The following is a 23103-nucleotide window of genomic DNA, read 5'->3' as shown; positions in this document are numbered from 1 at the left end:
AGCAAGAGCCCGCCGTTCGCCCGGGCGGGGCTCATCGCTTCGCAACTCACCGCGCGTCCTTCTGTCTCCGCCCGGTCGCCAGCAGCAGCAGCCATGACAGGGCGACGACGGCCGCCGTCCACGCCCAGGCCATCGTCGTATGACCTGCGTCCACGGCGACATAGATCGCCGTCGGCACCGTCTGCGTGCGGCCCGGAATGTTGCCCGCGATCATCAGCGTCGCGCCGAACTCGCCGAGCCCTCGCGCGAATGCCAGCACGAACGCCGTGAGGACGGCATGCCCCGCGAGCGGCAGCGTTATGTGCAAGAACACCTGCGCCTCTCCCGCCCCCGACGAACGGGCCGCCTCCTCGATCTCGGGATCGACGGAGGCGAATCCCGTCTTCATCGTCTGGTAGACGAGCGGGAACGCGACGACGACAGCCGCGATCACCGCCGCCCACCATGAAAAAATAACCGGCGCGCCGGTCGCCCACTCGATGAACCGGCCCATCCCGCTCTTGCGTCCGAGCAGCGTCAGCAGGATGAACCCGACGACCGTCGGCGGCAGCACGAGCGGCAGCATGAACAGCGTCTCCAGCAGCGCCCGGCCTCTGAACGCGCGCCGCGAGACGGCGTGTGCCGCCGCAGTGCCCAGCGCCAGCGACAGCACACTCGCCAGCAGCGCGACCTGCAGCGAGAGCCGGACCGGCGGCCAGAACGCATGCCAATCCATCGCCCTCTACTCCCCGGCGGCGCCGAATCCGTATTTGCCGAATATCGCGATCGCTTCGGATGTCTGCAAATATTGGTAGAATGCTTCAGCCGCCTCGGCATGCTTGGTCGCCTTCACCACGCCGACCGGATAGACGATCGGCTTGTACAGCGCCTGGTCGACTGCGAATACGACCTGCACCTTGTCGGACGACATCGCATCGGTCTTGTACACGAACCCGGCGTCGGCATTGCCGGTCTCTACATACTGGAGCACCTGGCGCACATCCTTGCCCTGCACCAGCTTGGATTGCAGACCGTCCCACAATCCCGCCGCAGTCAACGCTTCCTTGGCGTAGCCGCCCGCGGGCACGCTGTCGGGGATGCCGATGGCGACCTTTTTCACGTCCGCGCCCGACAGATCCTCCGGCTTCTTCACCGCAGCTTTGCCGTCCTCGGGCACGACGACGACCAGCTCGTTTTTAAGCAGGTTATGCTGCTCTTCGATGAGTCCCTTGTCAACGAGTGCCTGCATGTTCTTCGGCGAAGCCGACAAGAACAGATCGGCAGGCGCCCCCTGTTCGATCTGCTGCTGCAGAGCGCCGGAAGCGCCGAAGTTGAAGCTGAGCTTCACACCTGCATTCGCCGCTTCATATGCTTTTTGCAGCTCGCCCAGCGCATCGGTCAAGCTGGCCGCCGCGGAGATCGTCAGCTCGGCCCGCTCCGAAGGCGCCGCAGCGCCGTTCGACGGCGCGTCGGACGCCGAGGCTTCCTGAGACGATGAAGACGAGGGCGACGTCGATGGCGATGTCTTGCCCGTCCCGCCGCATGCAGCCAGTGCGAAGATCAACATAAGACAGCCAAGCAGAATTAAATTTCTGTTTACCGATTTCATCATAGCAATCTCTCATCCACCCAACTAATTATGTCTATTTATAACTAAACATCATTATAGGCAACGACATCAGCGATGTAAATGACCGAACCGCCGGCTCGGAGCGCTCGCGGAGACGTGCTATGCTACAATACAAGAAAACGGATCACCCGCATGAGGAGCTCATCCCGACCATGACCTCGAATATTTCGTATACGACCGAAGAGATCGCCCGGATGCTCAAAATATCCAAGCTGACCGTCTACGACCTCCTTCGCAAGGGCGAGCTGCCGTCCTACAGAGTCGGCAAGCAGATGCGCGTCGATGCCGCCGACCTGGACGCCTACAAGCTGCGGATGCGTACACCCGCCGCGCCGACGCAGACCGAACCGCAGCGGCCGCATGCCGCCGCGGAGCATGCCGCTGCGCCTGCAGCCCACCGCCTGGCGCCTGACGCAGCGGCAGCCGCTGCGCCTCGTGCCCCCATACCCTCCGGCGCCCGCGTCCTGGTCATCACCGGCCAGGACATCAGTCTCGACCTGCTGGCCAAGCATCTGGAGCATGGCCGGCAGGCAGGGAACGTGCGCCCGCTGCGCGCATACGCTGGCAGCCTGGACAGCCTGGTCGCCATGTACCGCGGCGAAGCCGACATCGTCAGCACCCACCTGTACGACGGGGAGACGGACTCGTACAACCTGCCCTACATCCGCCGCATCCTGATCGGCTCGCCGTACATGGTCGTCCGCCTGCTCGGACGCATGGCCGGGCTGTACGTGGCGCGCGGCAACCCGCTCGGACTCCGCGACTGGACGGATCTCGGCCGCCCGGGCTTGCGTCTGGCCAACCGCGAGCGCGGCGCCGGGGCGCGCGTGCTGCTCGAGGAGCAGCTGCGACTGCGCGGCATCCGTCCGAGCGGCCTCGCCGGGTATGCCGAAGCGCTGACGAGCCATATGGCCGTCGCCGCCAAGGTCGCAGCGGGTGACGCCGACTTCGGCGTCGGCATCGAGAAGGCCGCCGCGATCGTCGACGGCGTCGAATTCGTCCCGCTTATTCAGGAGAGCTACGATCTGGTCGCGCTCAAGACGCCCGCCAATCTCCCATGGATCGCCAGCCTGCTGGGCACGCTGCGCTCGGACGCATTCAAGCGCGAGCTTGCCGCCATCTCCGGCTACGACCTGTCCCGCACCGGAGAGATCCTGCACGAAGAATAGCTTGCAACTTGGGCCGCTGCCGTTTCATAATAGGTTCAAGCATTCAAGGAACGCGTGACTGGCGATGACGCAGACAACTGCGGGGGAGCGCGTTTTTCATACGAGCCGTTCGCCTGGGCAGAGCATTTGATCTTTTTAGGTCGAATGCTTTTTTCTATTAAAAAGGGAGCGTCGGTGCAAATGGATCAAACGAGGAATGTAGCGGTACTGGTCTATGAGGGTGTGGATACGCTGGATATGGCTGGCCCGTTCGATGTGTTCGCCGTCTCCAGCAATTGGGGCAAGGACCTGTGCGTGTACACCGTCGGAGAGCGCGCTGCGCCCGTGACGACGGTCAGCGGCGTGACCGTCGTGCCGCGGTATACGCTGGCCGACTGTCCGGCGCCGGACGTGCTGGTCGTGCCGGGCGGCTTGGGTTCGCGGCGCGAGATGCACAACGAAGCGCTCACGGCATGGATCCGCGCGGCCGCCGGGCGGGCCGAGCTCGTGCTCTCGGTCTGCACCGGCGCGCTGCTGCTCGCCAAGGCCGGCTTGCTGGGGGGCCTGCGAATCACCACCAACCGCCGCGCGTTCGACCTGCTGGAGGCTGCCGCGCCCGCCAGCGCGGAGATCGTGCGCGACGTCCGCTATGTCGACAACGGCAAGGTGGTCATGTCGGGCGGCGTCACGACAGGCATGGATGCGGCGCTGCATATCGTGGCGCGGCTGTTCGGGACGGATCGAGCGCGGACATCCGCCGAGCTGCTGGAGTACGCATGGCGTCCCGAAGCGCCGCCGACGGATCAGCTTGCGCCGGGCCGTCCCGCATCCGCGCCGGCAGACCCGTCCCCGTCTCCGCCGGATATGCAGACCGCCGACGGCCTGCATATCCGGCGGGCGAGACATGAGGATATGCGCATGCTGCAGGCGCTGTATATGGAGGCGGCCGACTGGATCCGCGACACCAAGGGCATTCGCCAGTGGCGGCCAGAGATGTTCTCGGACGCGCGTATCGAGCAGCTGTTCCGCGAGCAGGACGTATATGCCGCCTATATGGACGGACGGCTGGCAGGCGGCTTTTCGATCTATTGGGGATTCGAAGAGATCTGGGGCGATCGCTACAGCGAAGACGCGGGTCATGTGCACCGGCTGGCCGTGGCGCGCGCGTTCAAGGGACTCGGGCTCGGCAGCAAGCTGCTGCAACGGGCGGAGCGTATTATCGGAGAACGGGGCAAGACGTGGCTGAGGCTGGATTGCATGGCCGACAATCCGTCGCTGAACGCCTATTACATGCGCCATGGCTTGGTCCACTGCGGCAGGTACGACGGGGACGGATGGAGCGCGAACCTGTACGAGCGAAGAGTCAGTTTGCAATATCGGCGCGTGTCCACGGCTCAAGTGTGAACGTACGTCTACGGTGCGCCGAAGCGATACGCATTCGCGGCTCAAGTGTGCCCAGGCAAAAAAAAGACCCGCGTCGCCGCGGGTCGAGTCTTCTATATATCAATGGGGGGTCGAGAACATCTTATTCCCCCCGGCTTAATCCAGTGTGAGCGCCAGCTGAGTAACGGCTTAAAATGGGTCCCTGGGCTTGGCTCAGCCCTGCTTCCGCACCTTCAGGCCCTGATACAGACTCAGCGTCATCGTCGACGCCTGAATCTGCAGCTCGTCAAGCTTGCGCTCCATCTCCTCGTATACCCGGTAGACCTCGTCGTGCTTGCCGCTGCCCGCATAGCCTTTCATCAGAATCCGATAGGCTTCCTCGTTGTAGGGAGAATGCTGCAGCAGCCTGCGCCCGGCCGCGATCATGCGTCCGTAATCGCCCTGATTCTCGTAGATCTGTGTCAGCCTCAGCAGTTGCGCCTCGATGGCCGCCTCGGTATGGCGGACCTCCTCGTCCGCCCACTGGTAATCCTCGCTGCGGAACAGCCTGCCGCTATACAGTGCGACCATACGCTCCAGACTATCCGCATGGTTGCCGCCCGACGAGAGCAGCGTGGCCGCCGTCTCGACGAACTCCCGATAGTCGGAGTGTTCGAGCGCAGGGATGAGCGAGTACTTCTCGTCCTCGTAGATGACGGCGTCCTCCATGCCCAGCTGACGCAGATCGCGGCGCAGATAGCTCACGCAAGTATGCAGATACACCTTGGCCTTCTGATAGTGCTCGTCGGGCCACAGCTCGTCGAGCAGCACGTCGCGATGCACACGGCTGCCATAATGGACGGCGAGATACGCGAACAGCTCCTTTTCCTTGGAGGTCCGCCACTTGAGCCGTCCCCGCCCTGCGATCGACACCTGTATCTCTCCGAGCAGCTGCACGCTAAGATTGCCGGGAGCGCCCGCTGCCGGCTCCGTCACGGCGGGGGCGGGCTCGCGTTCTTCCGCGCGCCTGTAGGCGATCGCCCGCTTGACCCGATTGACCGTGCGATGCAGACGGTCCACCTCGAGCGGCTTCAGCAGGTAGTCCAGGGCGTCGTTCTCGAACGCTGACACCGCATACCGATCATAGGCGGTCACGAACACGATATGCGTAGCGGACGACGCGGCCTCCAGCCGTTCGGCCACCTCCAGGCCGTTCATACCCGGCATCTCGATATCCAGAAATGCGACGTCGGGCTTCAGCCGGACGATCTGCTCCAAGGCTTCAATACCGTTGCTGCAGCATCCGACGACCTTCACCTCGCCCATCTGGTGCAGCAGCAGCTCCAGCAGACTGAGCGCATGCGCTTCATCGTCCGCCAGCAATGCAGTGATCATGATCTGTCCCCTCCTTTCGTATCTTCCTCGCCGGGCAGCCTGATGGTGATCCGCGTGCCGACGCCGGGTTCGCTCTCAATCAGCGGTCGCGAGCCGTTGAGATGGCTGAGCCGCTTGGCGATATTCGCAAAGCCGACGCCCTCCGACGTGCCGCCGCCCGTCTTCATCAGCTCCCGGACCTGCCGCTCCGCCATGCCGACGCCGTTGTCCTCTACGACGATCTCCACTTCTCCGCCCCGCCGCCTCACGGACAACAGCACACGGCCGCCGTTCAGCTTTTTGGCTACGCCGTGGCGGATCGCGTTTTCTATCAGCGGCTGGATCGTCAGCGGCATCACCTTGGTCGACATCAGCCCTTCGTCGATATCGATATCGACGGCCAGCCGGCTGCCGAACCGCTCCTTCTCGATATCGACGTAGGCGCGGACCAGCTCGATCTCTCTGCGCAGCAGCACGCTCTCTTCCTTGTGATCCTCGTGGAAAATAATGCGCAGGTACTTGCTCAGCACCGCCAGCAGTTCGCCCGCCCGCGGCCCGTCCGTGTAGCATAGCGACATGATCGTGCCGAGCGCATTGTACAAAAAGTGCGGCTTGATCTGCGATTGCAAAAACGCCATCTCGCTCTCTGTCGCTTCCTTGGCGAGCCGCTTCATCGCCAGTTGGGTGCGGATGCGGACTCTGACCTCCGAGGCGTCGAGCGGCTTGGAAATAAAGTCGTTGCCGCCGGCGGCAAGGCCGGCCTCGACGTCGGCCGGCGTCGTCCGTGCGGTGACGAACAGCAGCGGCAGCTCGATCGGCGTATAGGTCCGGCGGATCGCGCGGCTGATCTCGTAGCTGCCGCCCCCGTGCAGCAGTACGTCCAGCAGGACGATGTCGGGCCGGCTGGCCTCGATCCGCTCCATCGCCTCCTCGCCCGAGCGTGCGGTCAGCACCCGGTAGCCTTCGCTGACGAGCAGGTTCACCATCAGCTCCAGATGCAGCGGCTCCTCCTCGACGACGAGCACCGTGTAGACCCCGCCGGCCGGACTTAGAACCGACGGGCCCGCCTGCGCGTCCCCCCCGGACTCGCGCAGGTGGACGCCGAGACCGCCTGCCGACGGCCGCTCGGCCATCGGCAGGCTTAGCTCGAAGATGACGCTGCCCCGCTCCAGCTCTCCGGGCACGACTCTCATCTCGCCGCCCATCAGCCTCGTGAGCTCGACCGCCGCGGCCAGATTGGCCCCGTAGAAGCCCGGCTCCCTGGACTTGGAATCCGCCATGATACCTGCGCCCCAGACGATCGCTTCGATCTCGAGCACCGACCGTTCGCCCGCGCTGTGACCGGTCACGATGATCGCCGTCAAGTCGTCGAACTTCATGCAGTAGTCGAGCAGGTTGGACAGCACCTGCATGATCCGGTTCTCGTCCGCCGTTGCATACCGGCTCTCCGCGGCGAGACGATGCTCGAGACGAACGGACTTTTCCCTGGCGAGAAAGCCGTTCACCTCGAAGGCGATGGCGACGCACGCGACGAGGTCCACCGGCTTCAAAGCCACCTCGAGCCGGCCGTCCTTGATCCGCGTGAGATCGATAATGTCGTGAACCAGATTGGACATTCTGTAGGCCGTATTGCGGATGATCTGCAGCTTGTCCCGGCTGCCGACGCGCCGGTCCTTCGGCAGCTGGGCCGAGCTGTCGAGCAGCGACTGGGACAAGTTCATAATGCCTTGCAGCGGCGTGTTCAGCTCGTACGACGTCCGCAGCAGGAATTCGTCCTTGAGCTGGTTGGCCGCCTGCAGCTCTTCGGTCAGCTTGACCATCGACCGGTAAGTGGCGAAGTAATTCTGCGCCAGCATCATGACGACGAAGGCGACGAAGGACAGGCCGAATATGTCAGACATAATTGAAGGCAAGAAGGTTCCGTCGCCCTGATTGAGAAAGGCCGAACTGATCAGCACGAGCAGCAGCGAGACAAGGGCCAAAATATACATTCGGATCTCGGACGACGAGTTGTTCCCGGCCCGTCCGGAACAGTATTTGGATACGATAAACAGCACCAGCGATGCCAGCAGCAGCATGTAGACCAGCATTAGCGCATCCAGCACCGGCGCGTACATGCGGTACGGCACCCATACGATGACAAGACAGAACAATCCGATCGCACCAGCCGGATAGAGCAGCATTCTTCTGGAGAGCCCGCTGGCATAGGCAAATGCCGTATACACGAACAGAAACGGAATGGAGAGCAAGATGGACAGGTCTTTGATCTTCCACATCAGCTCGAACGGCATGTCCGAGAGTATCTGGAAAAGCATGCGCTGACCGTTGAGCACGATGAGAACGGCAAAGCAAAGAAAGAACAAGCCGAACGAGAGAAAAGCGGGATTGCGCTGAAAAAAGAAATAGAGCGCCAGCGAAAAAATACCGAACAGCAGCAGTATAATCGCGCCTGACCATTCGAACATCGTCTGGGCGGACCGGGACAGCTGGATATCGTCGGAGAGGCCGAACCGCAGCGGCAGCGCGATGCCCCCATTCGGATATTCGTAGTTGGCCACTTGCACGACCAGTTCCACCCGGTCCCCATTTGCGAGGAAGGATACCGTATAAGGAAAGTTGCCGGGCTTGTAGCCGCTCCGCTCCTTCGCAGGCGTGCCCGCCGAAGCCGCCTCCCGTCCGTTCACGAACATGCGGTCCGAGAAGCGGATGACCTGCTTGTGAATGGCGAGCGTCTGGTCCGTCGGCCGGAGCTTGATGAGCAGACGGTAGGTAGCGTAGCCGTGGCCCTTCATGCCCTTGCCGTTCCAGATGGAGGGCACCTGGATATAACGCTTGCCATCGGGCTGCCGGCCTCCTGCGAAGTCGGCGGGCGACAGCAGCTGGTTCGGGTAGAACTCCCACTCCCCGTCCAATCTGAGCATGCCGTCCGTTGCGAGATTCCATGCTGACAGGTCCATGACGCCCGCCGTCGCTTGCGGCCCACCCCGACCGGAATGATTGACACTAATCATCACGGTGCCCAGCAGCAGCACGCTGATTATCAGACCGACGAGGAAACGATCGATGCCCCGCCTCTTATTCTCGCTGTCGTCCCGCTCCGCCAAGTCTGTCACCGCGCTCACTGTCGAATTTAACTCTTTCAATTCTACTGTAATTCCTTAATTCTATTGTAATTCCGAATGCTGGATATAGGTAGCCCCATTAATCTGTCGGAGCACCCCGCAATACGGCCAGCCGCATGCAGACGGATCTGCTCCGCCTATCCCCATTGTGCACTATAGCGCTTAACAGCCGCTTAACCGACCGGAGAAGGGCAGGCAGTGCGGCTCGGAGAGGTCACGGGGCGGGGGCGATGGTGGAGCGGGGAGCAGCGGGCGGGGCCGATACGAGCCGGGCAGTACGATACCGCACCATATTTGTGCGGTGCGGTAGGCGGATGCCTGTCGGCGCGGCGCAAGATCGCGAAGGCTAGCCGCGTTAGCGGGACGACGAGACTAAAAAAGGGACGAGGCAGCGCGCTCGCTGCTTCGTCCCCTCGCGGTAGGCCGGATTACTTGTTCAAGCCTTGGCCATTCCAATATGTGATCTCGTCGATCGGCAGGCGCGCGGTCGGGCGTCCCGGAGAGGCCGCTCTGCCGACGGCGATGAGCATGATCGGCACCAGGTTGTTCGGGATGCCGAATTCCTCGATCAGCCGCTCTGCGTTGAAGCCGCCCATCGGCACCGTGTCATAACCGCGGGACTTGGCGGCCAGCATGAGCTGCATGCTGACCAGGCCGCCGTCGACGAGCGCGATATGCGTTTGCTTTTCCCGGCTCAGGCTGCCGTACATCGCGATGCTGCGCTCCGTGAATTGGTCCGCGAATTCACGGGGCATAATCCCTTTTTCCACCGCAATATCGTTGATCTGCCCCATCCGCCTGAAGCCCTCGACATCGCCGAGTACCGCGACGACAGCGGACGAATCCAGGATCTGCTGCTGGTTGTTCGCGATCGGGTGCAGCTTCTTGCGAAGCTCCTTGTCGTGGAAGACCAGGAACCGCCACGATTGCGTATTGCTGCTGGACGGCGCGAGCGACGCCTCGGCCAGAATCTCCTTGAGCTCGGACTCCGAGATCGTCCAGTTGGGGTCATATTGGCGCACGGAATGCCGTTCCCTGACGACGTCGGCATAGGCTGTTACACGAGTGAGTGTCAGTGTTTCGTTCATGATGGTCTCCTCCATTTTTTGTTTATCTATATCAATAAATAGCACAGTTAAAAGCATGAATCGGATTGTCCGGTATCGAAGCGAAGCGATCTGCAACTGTGCTGATGCAAACACAGTATACGCCCGCTCAGACTCAACTGTCAACTTGGGAATTACAGTTCACTCTGGCGCGATTCCGATATCGTCCAGCATGACTTTGCCCGGCCCGCGCCGACCCGCCACGAACGTCATTCGCGCGATTGCGACGGCGTCGAATGCCGGATTCGCTTGTGTCCAGGCTCGCAGCGGCAAGCGATACGTCTGAAAGACCGGTTCATACCGCTCCTTGTACTTGCCGCGATCCACGAGAAATTCCAGCCGCCCGAGGCGCAAGATGTCGGCGCGGAACAGCGGCTGCGGCGCTGCGAACTCCGCGAGCGGCACCTCCGCATAATTGCCGTTCGCATCGGCAAGTCCGACGCGGATATCGGCTGCCGCGACCGTCCTCCCGTCCCAGCCGGGCAGATCCCGCGACAGATCGGCCATTGCAAAGGAGAGTGCGGCCTCGCCGCCCGCCGCTGCAACCGTCATGGGCCGCGCGAACGTCATCGTGTATTCACCGGCCCGCGTCCATTGCAGGGTGAGCCCGTTGGTACCCTTGCCTTGGCGCTGGCGGTCCCGGGCTTCTTCGACGCTGGCTTCGATGCCTCGGGCCGCTCCCGACAGGTCTGCCGCCGGATGCGCCGCATCCGAGCCTGCCTCGTCGAAGCGGGCAGCCGTCTGGAAGCCGGCGCTCTCGTACCGGTTCACATACCGCGTATCCGGCAGATAAGCGCGCGCAGCGCGATAGTCTTCGAATAGAGGCGCGTATTCGCCATCTCCCAGCAGCGTCGCCTCCATAAATGCCGTGAGATAAAGCTTGGCAATCCGCTGCTGCGCCTCCTCGCCAAGCGCCGGTTCACGAAGGAACAGGCCGGCGGGCAGCGAATTGTCGCGCGCACCCCAGCTTGCGTTAAATTGCCCATGATTGGCGCCCTCTATGTAGAGCGACGCCTTGAACGATGCGCCCCCGCTCCCGGCGAATGTCGTCCGCAAGTACTGCCTGTCCCCGTAAAAATCGTTGATGTCCGCATCCGAGGCACCCTGCAGCACGAGATACGATATATTCCGCAGCGCTGCCTGTTTGCCGTCCACCACCGTGTCCGTCGGCGCGATGGCGGCGACCGATACGATGCGGTAGCCGTCCCGAGGCGGCAGCGTCCCGTCATCCGCGAACCATGCATCGCGATCGGCCGCCATGGCCACCGCCTGTCCGCCCCTCGAATGTCCGACCAGCGAGATTTTGTGAAAATCAACCTTGGCGTAGAACGGGGACGTCGAGTCTTGAGCGAAGTTGCGGAGCTGGCCGATATGTTGCAGCAACACCCATGCCCGCAGCTTCATATCTGCCTTCGGGATGCCGGACCAAGTCGAAAAGTTGAGGAAGTTCTCGTCGATCGACACGGCGATGAAGCCCCGGCTCGCCAGCTGTTCGCCCAGATAGGCGTAGCCCCCGTCGGAGTAATCCTCCATCGCGTGATTGCCGTGCACGATCAGGACGAGCGGATAGGTCCCGTCCCCCTCCGGCATCCATACGCGTCCGTTCAGCGGCAGCGACCTCGGGCCGAAGCCCCAGAACCACTTGCGGAGCATCGGCCAGCTCTTCAAATAAGCCGAAGCGTCCACCGGCTCCGAAGTCAGGCGCACCTGACTGCCGAACTCGGCGCGAAGACGGTCTGTCCCGCTGCCGTACGTGAAGCTCGTATACGCATATGCGCCCGGCTGCGCAGGATCGCCTGTCGTCAGAGCGCGCAGTGGGGCAGCGCCGCCGGCACCCGCGTCGCCCTGGAACGCTGCGTCCGCATCATCTTGCGAAGCATGCCTCATGGCCGGCAGGGAGATGGCCGGATTCGCGGCCCAGGCCGCGGCTCCGCAGAGCAGCGCCAGCGCGAGTACGGCGGCAGGCCGCCGTCCGGGGCTCGCCCCACGCGTCGCCGCTGCGACCAATAGCCAGCCGCCCGCAGCCAAGACCAGCGTATACAGGCAAGCGATGACGAGCGATACGACGAGCCCCATATCGCTCAAGAACAACAAAAGGAAAACCAATGCAGCCGTGTACAGCAGGCCCCCGATCGTGCCGAAGGGACCGGATAGCCGCGGCAGGAAGGTGAGCGCCCAAGCGATCAGCATCGCGCACAACGCGAACGCCGCCGTATGTGCGGCCACCGCGGATACGATGTCGACCGCCGTGCCGAAGCCCGTAGGCGCGCCGAGTATGCCTGCAGCCGTGGCGCCGCCGCCCGCAAGCCACAGACCGCCGATCGCGCCAACCCAGGGCCCGGTGTCGCCTGCGAGCGAGCGGCGCAGCCTCGAGGTGTCGTATAGACCGGCACGCCCCTGCGGCTGCACGATTATCCGCTCTATGTCTCCCATGCCGCCGACCTCCCGATGCATAACGAATGAGATGCCGGCGTCTCCGCCGGCATCGTGACGAATCTATTATAACGTCCGTCGATGCCGCCTACCTACGGCCAAGTTCAGGAACGTCGGCCCGCGGCTTGACATGGCCGCCTCTTCTTGCCATCAGCAGGCAGCAAGCGATCGCGCCGAGCTCCGCAGCAGCGATGACGATTGCCATCGGCAGCGCGGTGTCCTCGCCCGCGATGCCGACCAGCGGCGCCGCGAAGCCGCCGCCGATGAATGCGAGCACGCCGAGGAGCGCCGACGCGCTGCCGGCCGCGGAGGCCTCATCCCGCATCGCCAGGGAGAAGGAGGACGCCGACACGAGCCCGACGCTGGATACGAGCAGAAAAAATGAAGGGATGATGCCGACGATGCCGACGCCGGTCAGCACGAATACGAGCAGCAGCAGGCCGCCGGCCCCCGCCATCGCGAGCCCGGCATTCAAGAGCCGGCCCTCGTCGACCTTGCCGGCCAGCCTGCCTGCGATCTGGCCGGCGATGATGATGCCGATGCCGTTCACGCCGAAGACAACCGTGTACATCGGTACGCTGACGCCGTACATTTCCTGCAGCACGAACGGCGATCCGGCGATGTATGCGAACATCGCCGTCATAACGAACCCTTGCGTGAGCGCATAGCCCATGAACCTGCGGTCGCGCAGCAGTCGGCCTACGGCGCGCAGCGAATGGGCCAAGCCGCCGGCTGTCCGGCGCGCCTTCGGCAGCGACTCGGGCATGCCGAGCCAGACGGCGGCCAGCATGAGCAGGCCGATCGCGGCGAGCGCCCAGAATACGCCGCGCCAGCTCGTCAGCTGCAGCAGCTGGCCGCCGAAGGCGGGCGCGGCGATCGGCGCGACGCCGTTCACCAGCATGAGCAGCGCGAAAAATCGGGTGAGCGCCGGGCCGTCGTACAAGTCCCGGGCGATCGCCCGGGACAACACGATGCCCGCCGCCCCCGCCGCTCCCTGTACGAAGCGCAGCGCGACGAACACGCCGATCGACGGACTGACCGCGCAGAGCAGCGTCGCCAGTACGTAGACGAGCATGCCTATGGCAAGCGGCCGGCGACGGCCGACGCTGTCGCTGAGCGGGCCGACGAGCAATTGGCCGAGCGCCAGCCCGAACAGGCAGGCCGTCAGGCTCAGCTGCGCCATGGATGCGGTCGTATCCATATCCTGCGCCAGCTTCGGCAGCGCCGGCAGATACATATCCATGCAGAGCGGGCCGATCGCACTCAGCGACCCCAGCACGAGCACGAGCCACAAGCGCCCCGTCCCCACGGCTCCGGAGTCGATCATTTGCTTTTCCGATTGCATTGTGTTGTCATTCTCCTTGTTGTTCGCCTGCAATTACGTTCACACTTCGCACGTCGCGCGGCCACCCGTTCCCGAAGTATCGACCTGCGCACACACTTTTACCGCACAGTCTGAATCAGTTTCCGCTCGTCAGCCCCCATGGCCGATCAGCCCGAGCCACTGCCAGTAAGGCACGCAGGCAATCGTCAGCAGCAGTACCGCGAGACCGTAGCCTAGCGCCGTCACTTGGCCCTGGCGATGGGTGAACGAGCGTCCCTCGGCGCTGTAGTAGCCTGTCAGATAGGTCGGGGACTGGTAGGCGAAAAAGAACGGATCCGTCGACAGCAAGATGACGAAAACGAGCACCCATGGATGGATGCCGACCTGCGACGCCAGTCCTGCGGTCGATACGACGAGCAGTATGACGGCCGCGTCGTCCCGGACGACCAGCGTCACGAGGAAGGACAGCAGCACGACGGCGACGAGGAACAGCGTCGGAGAGCCCGAGAAGATCGCCATGCGCGCGCCGAGCACGTCCGACAGCGCGTCCACGACGCCGACCCGCTCGGCGACCTCCGCGAAGCTGAAGGCAACGCCGATGAACAGCAGGAACGGCCAGTCGATGCCGAGCTTCAGCGTCTGCCCGTCGAGCACGCCGGTCACGACCAGCACCGCGAAGCCCAGCAGCATGACCCATGCGTAGTCCAGGCCGTGCAGCGGCTGCAAGATGAGCAGCGCGATTGAGCCGAGAGCCGCAGCGGCCGTCACCCGCTCGCCGCGCGTCCATTTTCCGATCAGCTTGAGCTGGTCGTCCAGCACCTCCCGGCGAATCGGCCGGCCTGGCTCCCGGCCGCGCATCGTCCAGGCCATATAACCCGCCATCGCCCCGCCGAAGACGAGAAACGCAGGCAGCGCGTAAATAAACCACTGGAACCAGCTCACGTCCTCCGTCCCGCCGGCCATGCCGAGTGCCATGACGTTCGTATAGGAGCCGGTCAGCACGAACGGCGCCGTGAACCCGTAGAACACCATCGCCGTGAGCGACAGGCCGGCCATGCCGCGCGAGCGGTCGGCGAAGCCCATCGCCTCCGACAGCGTGCGGGCGATCGGCACGCCCAGGCCGACCTTGGCCGAGGACGAGGGGATCAGCGGATTGAGCAGCGCCCCGCTCGCGATAATGCCCCAGAACTGCCCGCGGTAGCTGGCGGGGAACAGCTTCAGCGCCAGCAGGGAGAAGCGGTAGAGCAGGCCGGACTTCGTGATGGCCGCGCCCAGCGCCAGAATGAACAGCATATACAGCCAGCTCGGCGCAGCGAAGCCCGACAGCGCGACCGAAGGCTCGGCGACGCCTCCGGCCACCCATAGCATCGCCATGAACAACGCGACGAGATAGTCCGGCACGGCGCGCACGATCCACATGACGACCGCCGCGATGCCGATACCGATGAAGTCCATCCCCTGTCGAGTCAGTCCGGCAAACGGAGCGGCGAAGTGGAAGTACGACAACCCAGCGAGCGCCAGCAATAGACTGACGAGCAGCGGCAGACGGCCGCCGCCCAGCAGCGAGCCGGCCTGCTCGACGAGCCGCTTGTTCTGCTCCTCGCGCAGCTTCTGCTTCGCCATCCGCAGGCCGCGCTCCGCGTCCTCCGGCTCCGCGCCGGGCAGCAGCGCTTCGGCCAGGCGGACATACTCCATCGCCTTGTGAGGCCGGTCGGCGCGCCTGCACCACTCCGCGCCCCACTCGTACAAGGCGGCAGTCTCCGCGGCATTGAACCGCTCGGAAGCAATCTCAAGCGCCGTCTCGAAGCGTATATATCCTTCCTGGCGGCCGCGCGCGAGGCAATCGTCCAGATAGGCGGCGAACAAGCCGGGTCTGCCGAACAACAGCTCATCCGGGCAGCGCCCCAATAGATCCGCGAGCGGCATATGCGTATCGTCTCGGTGCAGCCCGCGCTTGGCCCCCGAACCCGCCTCGGCGGTCTCGCGGGCGACCGCAGCCTCACGGACGGCCCTCTCACGACTCGCCGCCGCAGGGCTTGGCGCTGCACGGACAACCATCTCATGGCCCTCGACCGCAGGGCCCGCCACTCCACGCCCGTCCGCGCTCTGATCTTGCGCAGGCTGCGCCGTCCGTTTCGGGCGCGTCTCCGTGCGGGCGACCCCTGTGCCCGACACGGACATATCGTCCTCGAGCAGCGCCAGCAGCTCGGGCCAGGCGCCTCCCTCGGCCAGCACGGCCGCAGCCGCTCCCCGTTCTCCTTCGGCCTCGTAATAGGCCGCAGCTTCGATCGTCCAGCGGATGCGGGCCGCATGCCCGTGACGCTCGACGAACAGCTCCGCCAGCACGGGCCGCGCGCCCGGCAGCACAAAGATCCGGCCCGCGGCAGCCGGGTCGGTCCCGATCAGGCCGCGGGCGTCGGCATGCGCGGCAAGCGCCGCATCCACGGACGTGAGTCCGGACAGGCGCTCGAGCAGCGCCTTGTCCGCGAACGGCAGCGCCGCTGCGGCCAGCAACGTTTCCTGCACGGCGGGCGGCCAGCCTGCGGCCTGACGCCTGATCCGCGCCGTCTCCGCCTCACGCGTCTCCGTCAGTCTCGCGTTCGTCTGCGTCAGCCTGCCGGACAGCAACCGGATGAAATACGCGGACAGCGCGGCATGCTCCCCGATCAACTGGCGGAACGTCTCTTCGCCAAGCTCATATAGTTCCGTCTCGGAGGCGGCCACTGCCGTCGCGCTGCGAGGCTCGCCGGTCAGCAGCGCCATCTCGCCGAGCATATCCCCTTCGCGCAGGACGGTCAGCGCCCGCCTGGCGCCGTCCTCCGTCTCTACATAGAGCGCGATCTGGCCGCGCAGCACGATATACATGCTGTCGCCCGTATCACCCGCCCGGAACAGCACCTCGTCCGCGGGCAGCGTCCGCCGCTCCAGACGACCGAGCACCTTGGCCAGGTCCACGTTGGACAAGCCTTTAAACAACGCGATATCCGCAATATTCAACGTCTATACCTCAATCTGCATATGTTGAGCGAGAAAGTAATATCTGCGCCAGAGCGCCCAGCCACCCCGCATAACGGAACTTTCTTCCGCTATCGCCACACCAGCGCACCTTGTTACTCCGCATAACGGAACCTTCTTCCGCTATCGCCCGCTAGAGCTCCCAGCTACCCCGCATAACGGAACCTTTTTCCGCTATCGCCCCGCTAGATCGCCCAGCCACTTCGCATAACGGAACTTTCTTCCGTTATTGCCCCGCTAGATCGCCCAGCCACTCCGCATAACGGAACCTTTTTCCGCTATCCCCACACCAGAGCACCCAGTTACTCCGCATAACGGAACTTTCTTCCGCTATTGCCCCGCTAGATCGCCCAGCCACTCCGCATAACGGAACTTTTTTCCGCTATTGCCCCGCCAGAGCGCCCAGCCACTCCGCATAACGGAACTTTTTTCCGCTATCGCCCCGCTAGAGCGCCCAGCCACTCCGCATAACGGAACCTTTTTCCGCTATCCCCACACCAGCGCACCTAGAAACTCCGCATAACGGAACTTTCTTCCGCTATCCCCACGCTAGAACGCCCAGTCACTCCGCATAACGGAACTTTTTTCCGCTATCGCCCGCTAGAGCGCCCAGCTACTCCGCATAACGGTTCTTTCTTCCGCTATTGCCTCGCTAAAGCGCCCAGCTACTCCGCATAACGGAACTTTCTTCCACTATCGCCCCGCTAGAGCGCCCAGCCACTCCGCATAACGGAACTTTCTTCCGCTATTGCCCCGCTAGAGCGCCCAGTTACCCCGCATAACGGAACTTTCTTCCGCTATCCTCACGCTAGAGCGCCTAGTTACTCCGCATAACGGAACTTTTTTCCGCTATCCCCACGCTAGCACACCTAGTTACTCCGCATAACGGAACTTTTTTCCGCTATTGCCCCGCTAGAACGCCCAGCCACTCCGCATAACGGAACTTTCTTCCGCTATCGCCACACCAGACCACCTAGTTACCCCGCATAACGGAGCTTTTTTTTCCGCTATCGCCACACCAGAGCACCTAGAAACTCCGCATAACGGCACTTTTTTCCGCTATCGCCCCGTGTTTCCGCTTGTGCTGGCCGCTATGACACATTATGAACGCTCGCCGAAGCTGCGTCTGCTAACGAAAGTTAGCTGCGGACGGCGTCCTCTCTGGCTCTCGGGCTTCCAGGCTCCCGATCTCTCCGTCTACCGGCCTCAGTGTCCGGCGCGCGGGCGGCCGCGCATGCGGGCGAGCACCTGCTCGATGTCCTCGGGGTGGAGCAGCTCGATCGGGGACATGCCCTTCTCGAACTGCAAGCCGTCCGCCTCGATCAGCAGCACGTACTTGCCGTTCATACGGGCGATATGGATCGCGTCTCCGTAGTCGCTCATCTTGGCCCGCACCGAGATATCGTCGGCCTTGAACTTCAGCTCTAGGTCCGGCTGATATTCGACGATATGGGCCGTCGCACCCATGACGTCCTCGTGCGTCCACTTCTCCTGCAGCTGGCGCTTGTCGCCGGCCGCCCACATCTCGAACTCTCGCGCCTCCTGCGCCCAGCCGCCGCTGCCGCGCGCCGCCCGCGATACGCCACCGCCACCGCCTTGGCCGCCGCCGAATCCGCCTCCGCCATAGCCGCCTCCATACGCGCCTTCGCCCTGACCGCCGCCGTATGCTCCGCCTTCGCCATAGCCGCCGCCCTGGCCGGCCTCGTCATACCCCGCCGCACCGTAACCCGGCGCGCCATACCCCGCGCCCGCCGCCGGATCGCGCTCGCGGATCGCCTCATACTCGCCGCCGTAGCCGCCGGCCGCACCTGCGCCGGCCCCGTCTCCCGCGGCCATACCGCCGCCCGGCATGGCGCCCGGGCCGCCCATCGCTCCCGCACCGTCCGCCGCCGCATAGCCCTGCTCGCTCTCCGCGCCGCCGTCCGACCACTTGCGCTCCATATATTCCTGCACCAGGCCCAGGACCTGATCGTTGACGATCTCCGGCTTCGACTTCTCGTACGACACATACTTCAGGAAGTCCTCGAAGTAGCGCGCATGCGACGCCTGGTGAATCTTCAGCTCGTACGGCTCGAGCATCCCTTCCTCCGGCATGTGCGGATACTGGATCGACTTGATGTTGCGCGCGCTGATCGCCATGTCGACCTTGGAGATGAGGCTGCGCTCGTCCGAGATGCGGGCGATCTTGGACTCGAAGTCGCACTTCAGCACGAACACGAACGGCTCGTCGAACAGCTCGTTGATCTTGGCCGCCGCCACGATAAATGCGCCTCCCCGCACCGCGCTTGTATCCATATAGCTGCGCAGCACGTCGTCGCACGCATAGTGGAACTGCTCCCTCGTCGTCGCCACGCGCAGCCGCTGGAACAGATTGTAGTTCGGATTGCTCTCCGGCTCCTGCCCCGGCTCCATGACGAAGCGGCCGATCTTGGTCGGCGCCGCCGCGGTGTCCGGGTTCACGTCCGCTTTGCGCTTGGCGATCCGCGTGAACTCCTCGTCGAGAAACGACTTGACCTCGCTATCCTCGTAGTCGTAATGATCGAGCGTCTTATAGTGCTTGTACCGCTTGTTCGTGTCCGTCTCCTTGCCGCTCTCCGACTGGATGACGAAGAAGGACAAATATTGTATGGCGAATCTCATTGAATATGCTCCTTGTCGCGCGCTAGTCTGGCCTGTCCGGCGCATGAACGCTATTAGTCAAGTGTACCGACCCGGACTCGAGCTTGTCCAGCCCCGCTGACATACAGTTGTCAATGTCTATAGATTAATATGGTCGCAAAGGAAAGCCGAGGAGGTCCGATCATGCCAGCAAAAATCGATTATAAGAGGCAGGAGAAGCAGCTCTACGTTCCCAAAAGCGAGCCCGCCATCGTCGACGTGCCCGCCATGACCTTCATCGCCATCGACGGGGAGGGCGATCCGAACGGCCCCGCGTTCGCGCAGGAGACGGAGGCGCTGTACAGCGTGAGCTATGCGGTCAAGATGTCGTACAAAGGAAGCGACGTTCCGGAAGGCTACTATGAATATACGGTGTATCCGCTGGAGGGCGTGTGGAGTCTGGTCGACCTCACACGGCCGGCCACGGACAAGACCAATCTGAAGTATACGCTGATGATTCGCCAACCCAGCTTCCTGACGACGGCGCTGTTCCGCGCGTTCGTGGACAAGACCGCCGCCAAAAAGCCGAATCCGCAGCTCGCGCGGCTGTCGCTGGTCGACATCGCAGACGGCCTGAGCTGCCAGATGATGCACCTGGGCAGCTACGACGACGAACCCGCGAGCTTCGGGCAAATGGAGGCCTTCTGCGCGGAAGCGGGCTACGCGCGCATGTCGAAGGAGCACCGCGAGATCTACCTGTCCGATCCGCGCAAAACCGCGCCCGACAAGCTCAGAACCGTCCTGCGGTTCGCCGTCGCCAAGGCGTAGCGGCGCTGCCAGAGCTAAGCCCGCCCGGGCTCGTCTCCACTCGCCGTCAACGCGTGGTTCCGCCGGGGCCGAGCCTCGTCTACGCTCACCATCAACGCGCGGTTCCGCCAGGGCCGGGGCTCGTCTCCTCTCGCCGCCATCACGCGATCCCGCCAAGCCGGGGCTCGTCTAAGCTCACCATCAACGCGTGGTTCCGCCGGGGCCGAGCCTCGTCTACGCTCACCATCAACGCGCGGTTCCGCCAGGGCCGGGGCTCGTCTCCACTCGCCGCCAGCACGCGATCCCGCCAGCGCCGGGGCTCGTCTCCTCTCGCCGCCAGCACGCGCTCCCGCCAGCAGGGCGCAGCGCTCCCGTGCCCCGCCCGTACGGAGCTTGCGCCCTTCCTCTACCGGTGCCCGTGGAACACCTGGCGGTACGCCCGCGGCGTCACGCCCTCCCGCGCGCGGAAGCAGGAGGTGAAGTACGCCGCCTGCTGGAAACCCGTCTCCCTGGCGATCTGCAGGATCGGCAGGTCCGTCTGCAGGAGCAGCCGCTTGGCCTGCTCCAGCCGGTAGCGCAGCAGGTACTCCATCGGCGCGCAGCCGAATCGCCGGCGCATGCACCGGGCGATGTAGACGGGATGGAACCGCAGCTCAGCGCCGAGCCGCTGCGCGGTCATCTGCTCGGCATAGTGCAGGCGGAGATACGAGGCCGCGCGATCCGCCACCTCGTCGCCCGGCTTCGGCCCGTAGGCGGCCAGCGAGTCCGCGAGCAGCGCGAGCGTCTCCTGGAAGAGCCGCTGCTGCCGCCAGCGCACATCGTCCAGATGCGAGGACGACTCCAGCTGCGTGAGCCGTCCCAGCAGCTCGTACATCCTGCCCGGCTCCGCAAGACGCGTGAACTGCGGCAGCCGGATCGCAAAAGGCTGTATGCGGGGACCGGATGCGCGTCCAGCTTGCGCCTCCGTACTTTCCGCCCCTTCGCTCCCCACAACGCCCGCCTCTCCTGCCTCATCGACCGCCCGCCACGCGCCCGCCGTGTCGAAGTGCAGCCAGTACGATGCCGTCAGCTCCCGCGTGCCCTCCGTCGGATAGTGATGGAGGTCCGGCCGCAGGATGAGCGCATGGCCTTCCGACACCTTGTAGGTTCGGTCCTCCTCGCCGATGTACAGGCAGCCCTGCTTCACGACCAGCAGATCGAACTCGCCGATCGCGCTCCGCTCCGGATGCCTGCGGCCCGGCCCTGCCAGACTGTAGCCGCTGCGGATGTAGCCCGGCATCGGCGGACAGTCGAACTGCAGCACCGGCATACCGCCCACCTCCTTTTAAGTTTCAATTCTAATAGTTTTAGTTGAGTGCGCACAACTTCTCCCCGCTGCCGGCCTCTATAATCATCTATAAACCTATCCGCCCGCCAAGGAGGCGCCGTTTAAGATGACGAACCGATCCCCATCCTACGAATCGTTCAAGCTGGCCATTTACTGCACGGCCGGATGTCTGGACAAGCCGCTGGACGAGATTGCGGCAGATATGGACTTTTTCCAGCGCCATCTGCGATTGTCCAAGGTTTATATCGAGAATCACCGGGGCGACGTCAGTCTGAGCCGCGAGCGGCTGCTGGAGCTGAAGTCGTTTTTCGAAGCGCGCGGCATCGAGACGGCGGGCGGCATCACGCCTACGCTCGGCGCGTCCTACCGGCCCGGCTACGAGCGATTGTTCGGCGGCATCTGCTACACCGACGAAGCTTCCAGAATGAAATTCAAGGAAGCGGTCGCCAATGCCGCAGCCGTGTTCGACGAAGTGATTTTCGACGACTTCTTCTTCACGAACTGCGGCTGCGACGACTGTCTCGCGCGCAAGGGTGGACGGTCGTGGGAGGAATTCCGGCTGGAGCTGATGACGGAGGTATCGGAGCAGCTCATCATGAAGACCGCCCGCGAGGTCAATCCGAATTCGCGGATGATCATCAAGTATCCGAACTGGAACGAATCGTACCAGGCTTCCGGCTATAACACGGAGACGCAGCCGCAGCTGTTCGATGGCGTCTACACCGGCACGGAGACGCGCGATCCGGCGATCAGCCAGCAGCATATCCCGCGCTACGCCTCGTATTCGCTGCTGCGCTGGATGGACCGGCTGGCGCCGGGACGCAACGGTGGCGGCTGGTTCGACAGCCTCGACTGCACATACGTCGACTATTATCTGGAGCAGGCCTACCTCACCGTCTTCGGCAAGGCGAAGGAGCTGACGCTGTTCTGCTACTCGCTGCTGCGGGACAGCTACTATATCCCGCCGCTGGGCTTCCAGCTGGACAAGCTGGACCGGCTGGCGCCGCAGCTCGGCGCCCCGGTCGGCGCAGCCGTATACGAGCCGCATCATGCCAAGGGCGAGGATCATCTGTACGATTATCTGGGCATGCTCGGCATCCCGTTCGAGCCGACGCCGCATTTTCCCGAGCCGGCGGACACGCCGCTGCTCATCACGGCGGACGCGGCCAGGGACGAGGACATCATCGCCAAGATGAAGACGTTCCTGGAGCAGGGCGGGCAGATCGTCATGACCTCCGGCTTCATCGCGCGCATGTACGGCAAGGGGGCCGAGGACTTCACGACGCTGCGGCCGACGGGCAAGCGGCTGGCCGTGCAGCAGTTCGCCCGGAACACGCATAGCTGCACCTTCGACCGTTTCTCGCTGTCCGCCGAGCCGCTGTCCTTCCCGATATTCGACTACAGCACCAACGGGACCTGGCAGCAGATCGTCGCGCTCAGCGGCCACAACAACATCCCGATCCTGATGTACGACAACTATGGCAAAGGCAAAATCCACACGCTGATCGTACCCGATCACTACCCGGATCTGTGGAAGCTCCCGGAGCCTGTCGTCACGCAGCTGCGCAGCCTGTTCACGCAGCGGCTCGCGCTGCCGTACGCGCTGCACGGTCCTGCGAACGCGGGATGGTTCGCCTATGACAACGGGGCATTCGTGCTTGAGAACTTCGCGCCCCTGCCGCAGCAATGGCAGATAAGTCTGCCCGAAGGGCGCAAGCTCGCGGGCCTCACGCCGTCGGCACGGGCTGAAAAGGTGTCAACGGATGCCCGGGACGGCTCCGCGCTGTACGCGATCCGGCTGGCGCCGTCGACGTATGCGGGGTTCCGCGTGGAGTGAGCTCGTCTCGGATTCCCGGGCAGACTGTGCGCGTCCCGCAC

At 63.8% G+C, this 23103-nt stretch carries 14 protein-coding genes, 1 pseudogene and 1 riboswitch; of the genes and pseudogenes, 4 read left to right on the top strand and 11 right to left on the bottom strand.

The genetic code is table 11. From position 1 onward, the window contains the following. Nucleotides 1-46 precede the first annotated feature (46 nt). Nucleotides 47-715, bottom strand: a complete 669-nt coding sequence (gene modB, locus VQ071_RS06680) for a molybdate ABC transporter permease subunit (protein WP_340513117.1) — start codon at nucleotides 713-715, stop codon at nucleotides 47-49. Between the two features lie 6 nt (nucleotides 716-721). Beyond that, entirely contained in the window at nucleotides 722-1591 is an 870-nt protein-coding gene (modA, locus tag VQ071_RS06675) for a molybdate ABC transporter substrate-binding protein (protein ID WP_340513116.1), read from the bottom strand. A 170-nt stretch (nucleotides 1592-1761) separates the two neighbouring features. Here modA and VQ071_RS06670 point away from each other — a divergent pair, with 170 nt between their 5' ends. Beyond that, nucleotides 1762-2778, top strand: a complete 1017-nt coding sequence (locus VQ071_RS06670; protein WP_340513115.1) for a helix-turn-helix transcriptional regulator — start codon at nucleotides 1762-1764, stop codon at nucleotides 2776-2778. Between the two features lie 44 nt (nucleotides 2779-2822). Continuing rightward, nucleotides 2823-2904, top strand: a riboswitch (ZMP/ZTP riboswitch). Between the two features lie 54 nt (nucleotides 2905-2958). Beyond that, a complete protein-coding gene (locus tag VQ071_RS06665) occupies nucleotides 2959-4161 on the top strand; it encodes a GNAT family N-acetyltransferase (RefSeq protein WP_340513114.1) in 1203 nt (400 codons plus the stop codon). A 192-nt stretch (nucleotides 4162-4353) separates the two neighbouring features. On the opposite strand, the gene VQ071_RS06660 is transcribed toward VQ071_RS06665, so the two are convergent. The 8 genes and pseudogenes from VQ071_RS06660 to VQ071_RS06625 form a co-directional block, all read right to left on the bottom strand. Then, a complete protein-coding gene (locus tag VQ071_RS06660) occupies nucleotides 4354-5514 on the bottom strand; it encodes a response regulator (protein WP_340513113.1) in 1161 nt (386 codons plus the stop codon). Next, nucleotides 5511-8615, bottom strand: a complete 3105-nt coding sequence (locus VQ071_RS06655; RefSeq protein WP_340513112.1) for a hybrid sensor histidine kinase/response regulator — start codon at nucleotides 8613-8615, stop codon at nucleotides 5511-5513. Before VQ071_RS06655 ends, VQ071_RS06660 begins: the two co-directional genes overlap by 4 nt. A 428-nt stretch (nucleotides 8616-9043) precedes the next feature. Beyond that, the gene (locus VQ071_RS06650; RefSeq protein ID WP_340513111.1) at nucleotides 9044-9703 is read right to left on the bottom strand and encodes a nitroreductase family protein; all 660 of its coding nucleotides are present in this window, start codon (nucleotides 9701-9703) and stop codon (nucleotides 9044-9046) included. A gap of 159 nt (nucleotides 9704-9862) precedes the next feature. After that, the gene (locus tag VQ071_RS06645) at nucleotides 9863-12154 is read right to left on the bottom strand and encodes an alpha/beta hydrolase family protein (RefSeq protein ID WP_340513110.1); all 2292 of its coding nucleotides are present in this window, start codon (nucleotides 12152-12154) and stop codon (nucleotides 9863-9865) included. 88 nt (nucleotides 12155-12242) lie between these two features. Next, complete coding sequence (locus tag VQ071_RS06640; protein WP_340513109.1) at nucleotides 12243-13499, bottom strand: multidrug effflux MFS transporter; 1257 nt, start codon at nucleotides 13497-13499, stop codon at nucleotides 12243-12245. A gap of 129 nt (nucleotides 13500-13628) precedes the next feature. Next, nucleotides 13629-16475 (bottom strand): SLC13 family permease, encoded by a 2847-nt coding sequence (locus VQ071_RS06635; RefSeq protein WP_340513108.1) that lies wholly within the window; start codon nucleotides 16473-16475, stop codon nucleotides 13629-13631. Nucleotides 16476-17699: 1224 nt separating this feature from the next. Further along, nucleotides 17700-18017 (bottom strand): DUF3898 domain-containing protein, encoded by a 318-nt coding sequence (locus VQ071_RS06630; RefSeq protein ID WP_271752724.1) that lies wholly within the window; start codon nucleotides 18015-18017, stop codon nucleotides 17700-17702. A gap of 375 nt (nucleotides 18018-18392) precedes the next feature. Beyond that, nucleotides 18393-19133, bottom strand: a pseudogene (locus tag VQ071_RS06625) (DUF3900 domain-containing protein); the annotation flags it as partial. Nucleotides 19134-19295: 162 nt separating this feature from the next. Between VQ071_RS06625 and VQ071_RS06620 the strand changes: the two are divergent. Continuing rightward, on the top strand, nucleotides 19296-19919 hold the full coding sequence (locus tag VQ071_RS06620) for a GyrI-like domain-containing protein (protein WP_340513106.1): 624 nt from the start codon (nucleotides 19296-19298) through the stop codon (nucleotides 19917-19919). A gap of 385 nt (nucleotides 19920-20304) precedes the next feature. Here the strand turns inward: VQ071_RS06620 and VQ071_RS06615 are convergent, their stop codons facing one another. After that, nucleotides 20305-21207, bottom strand: coding sequence for an AraC family transcriptional regulator (locus VQ071_RS06615; RefSeq protein WP_340513105.1), 903 nt, complete (start codon nucleotides 21205-21207; stop codon nucleotides 20305-20307). Between the two features lie 124 nt (nucleotides 21208-21331). On the opposite strand from VQ071_RS06615, the gene VQ071_RS06610 reads away from it, so the two are divergent. Then, nucleotides 21332-23062 (top strand): permease, encoded by a 1731-nt coding sequence (locus VQ071_RS06610; RefSeq protein WP_340513104.1) that lies wholly within the window; start codon nucleotides 21332-21334, stop codon nucleotides 23060-23062. Nucleotides 23063-23103 lie beyond the last annotated feature (41 nt).

Source organism: Cohnella sp. 56 (assembly GCF_037963805.1).
Taxonomy (GTDB): Bacteria; Bacillota; Bacilli; order Paenibacillales; family Paenibacillaceae; genus Cohnella.
Note: the sequence above shows the minus strand (reverse complement) of the source record. Positions and strands in the feature narration are given on the sequence as shown.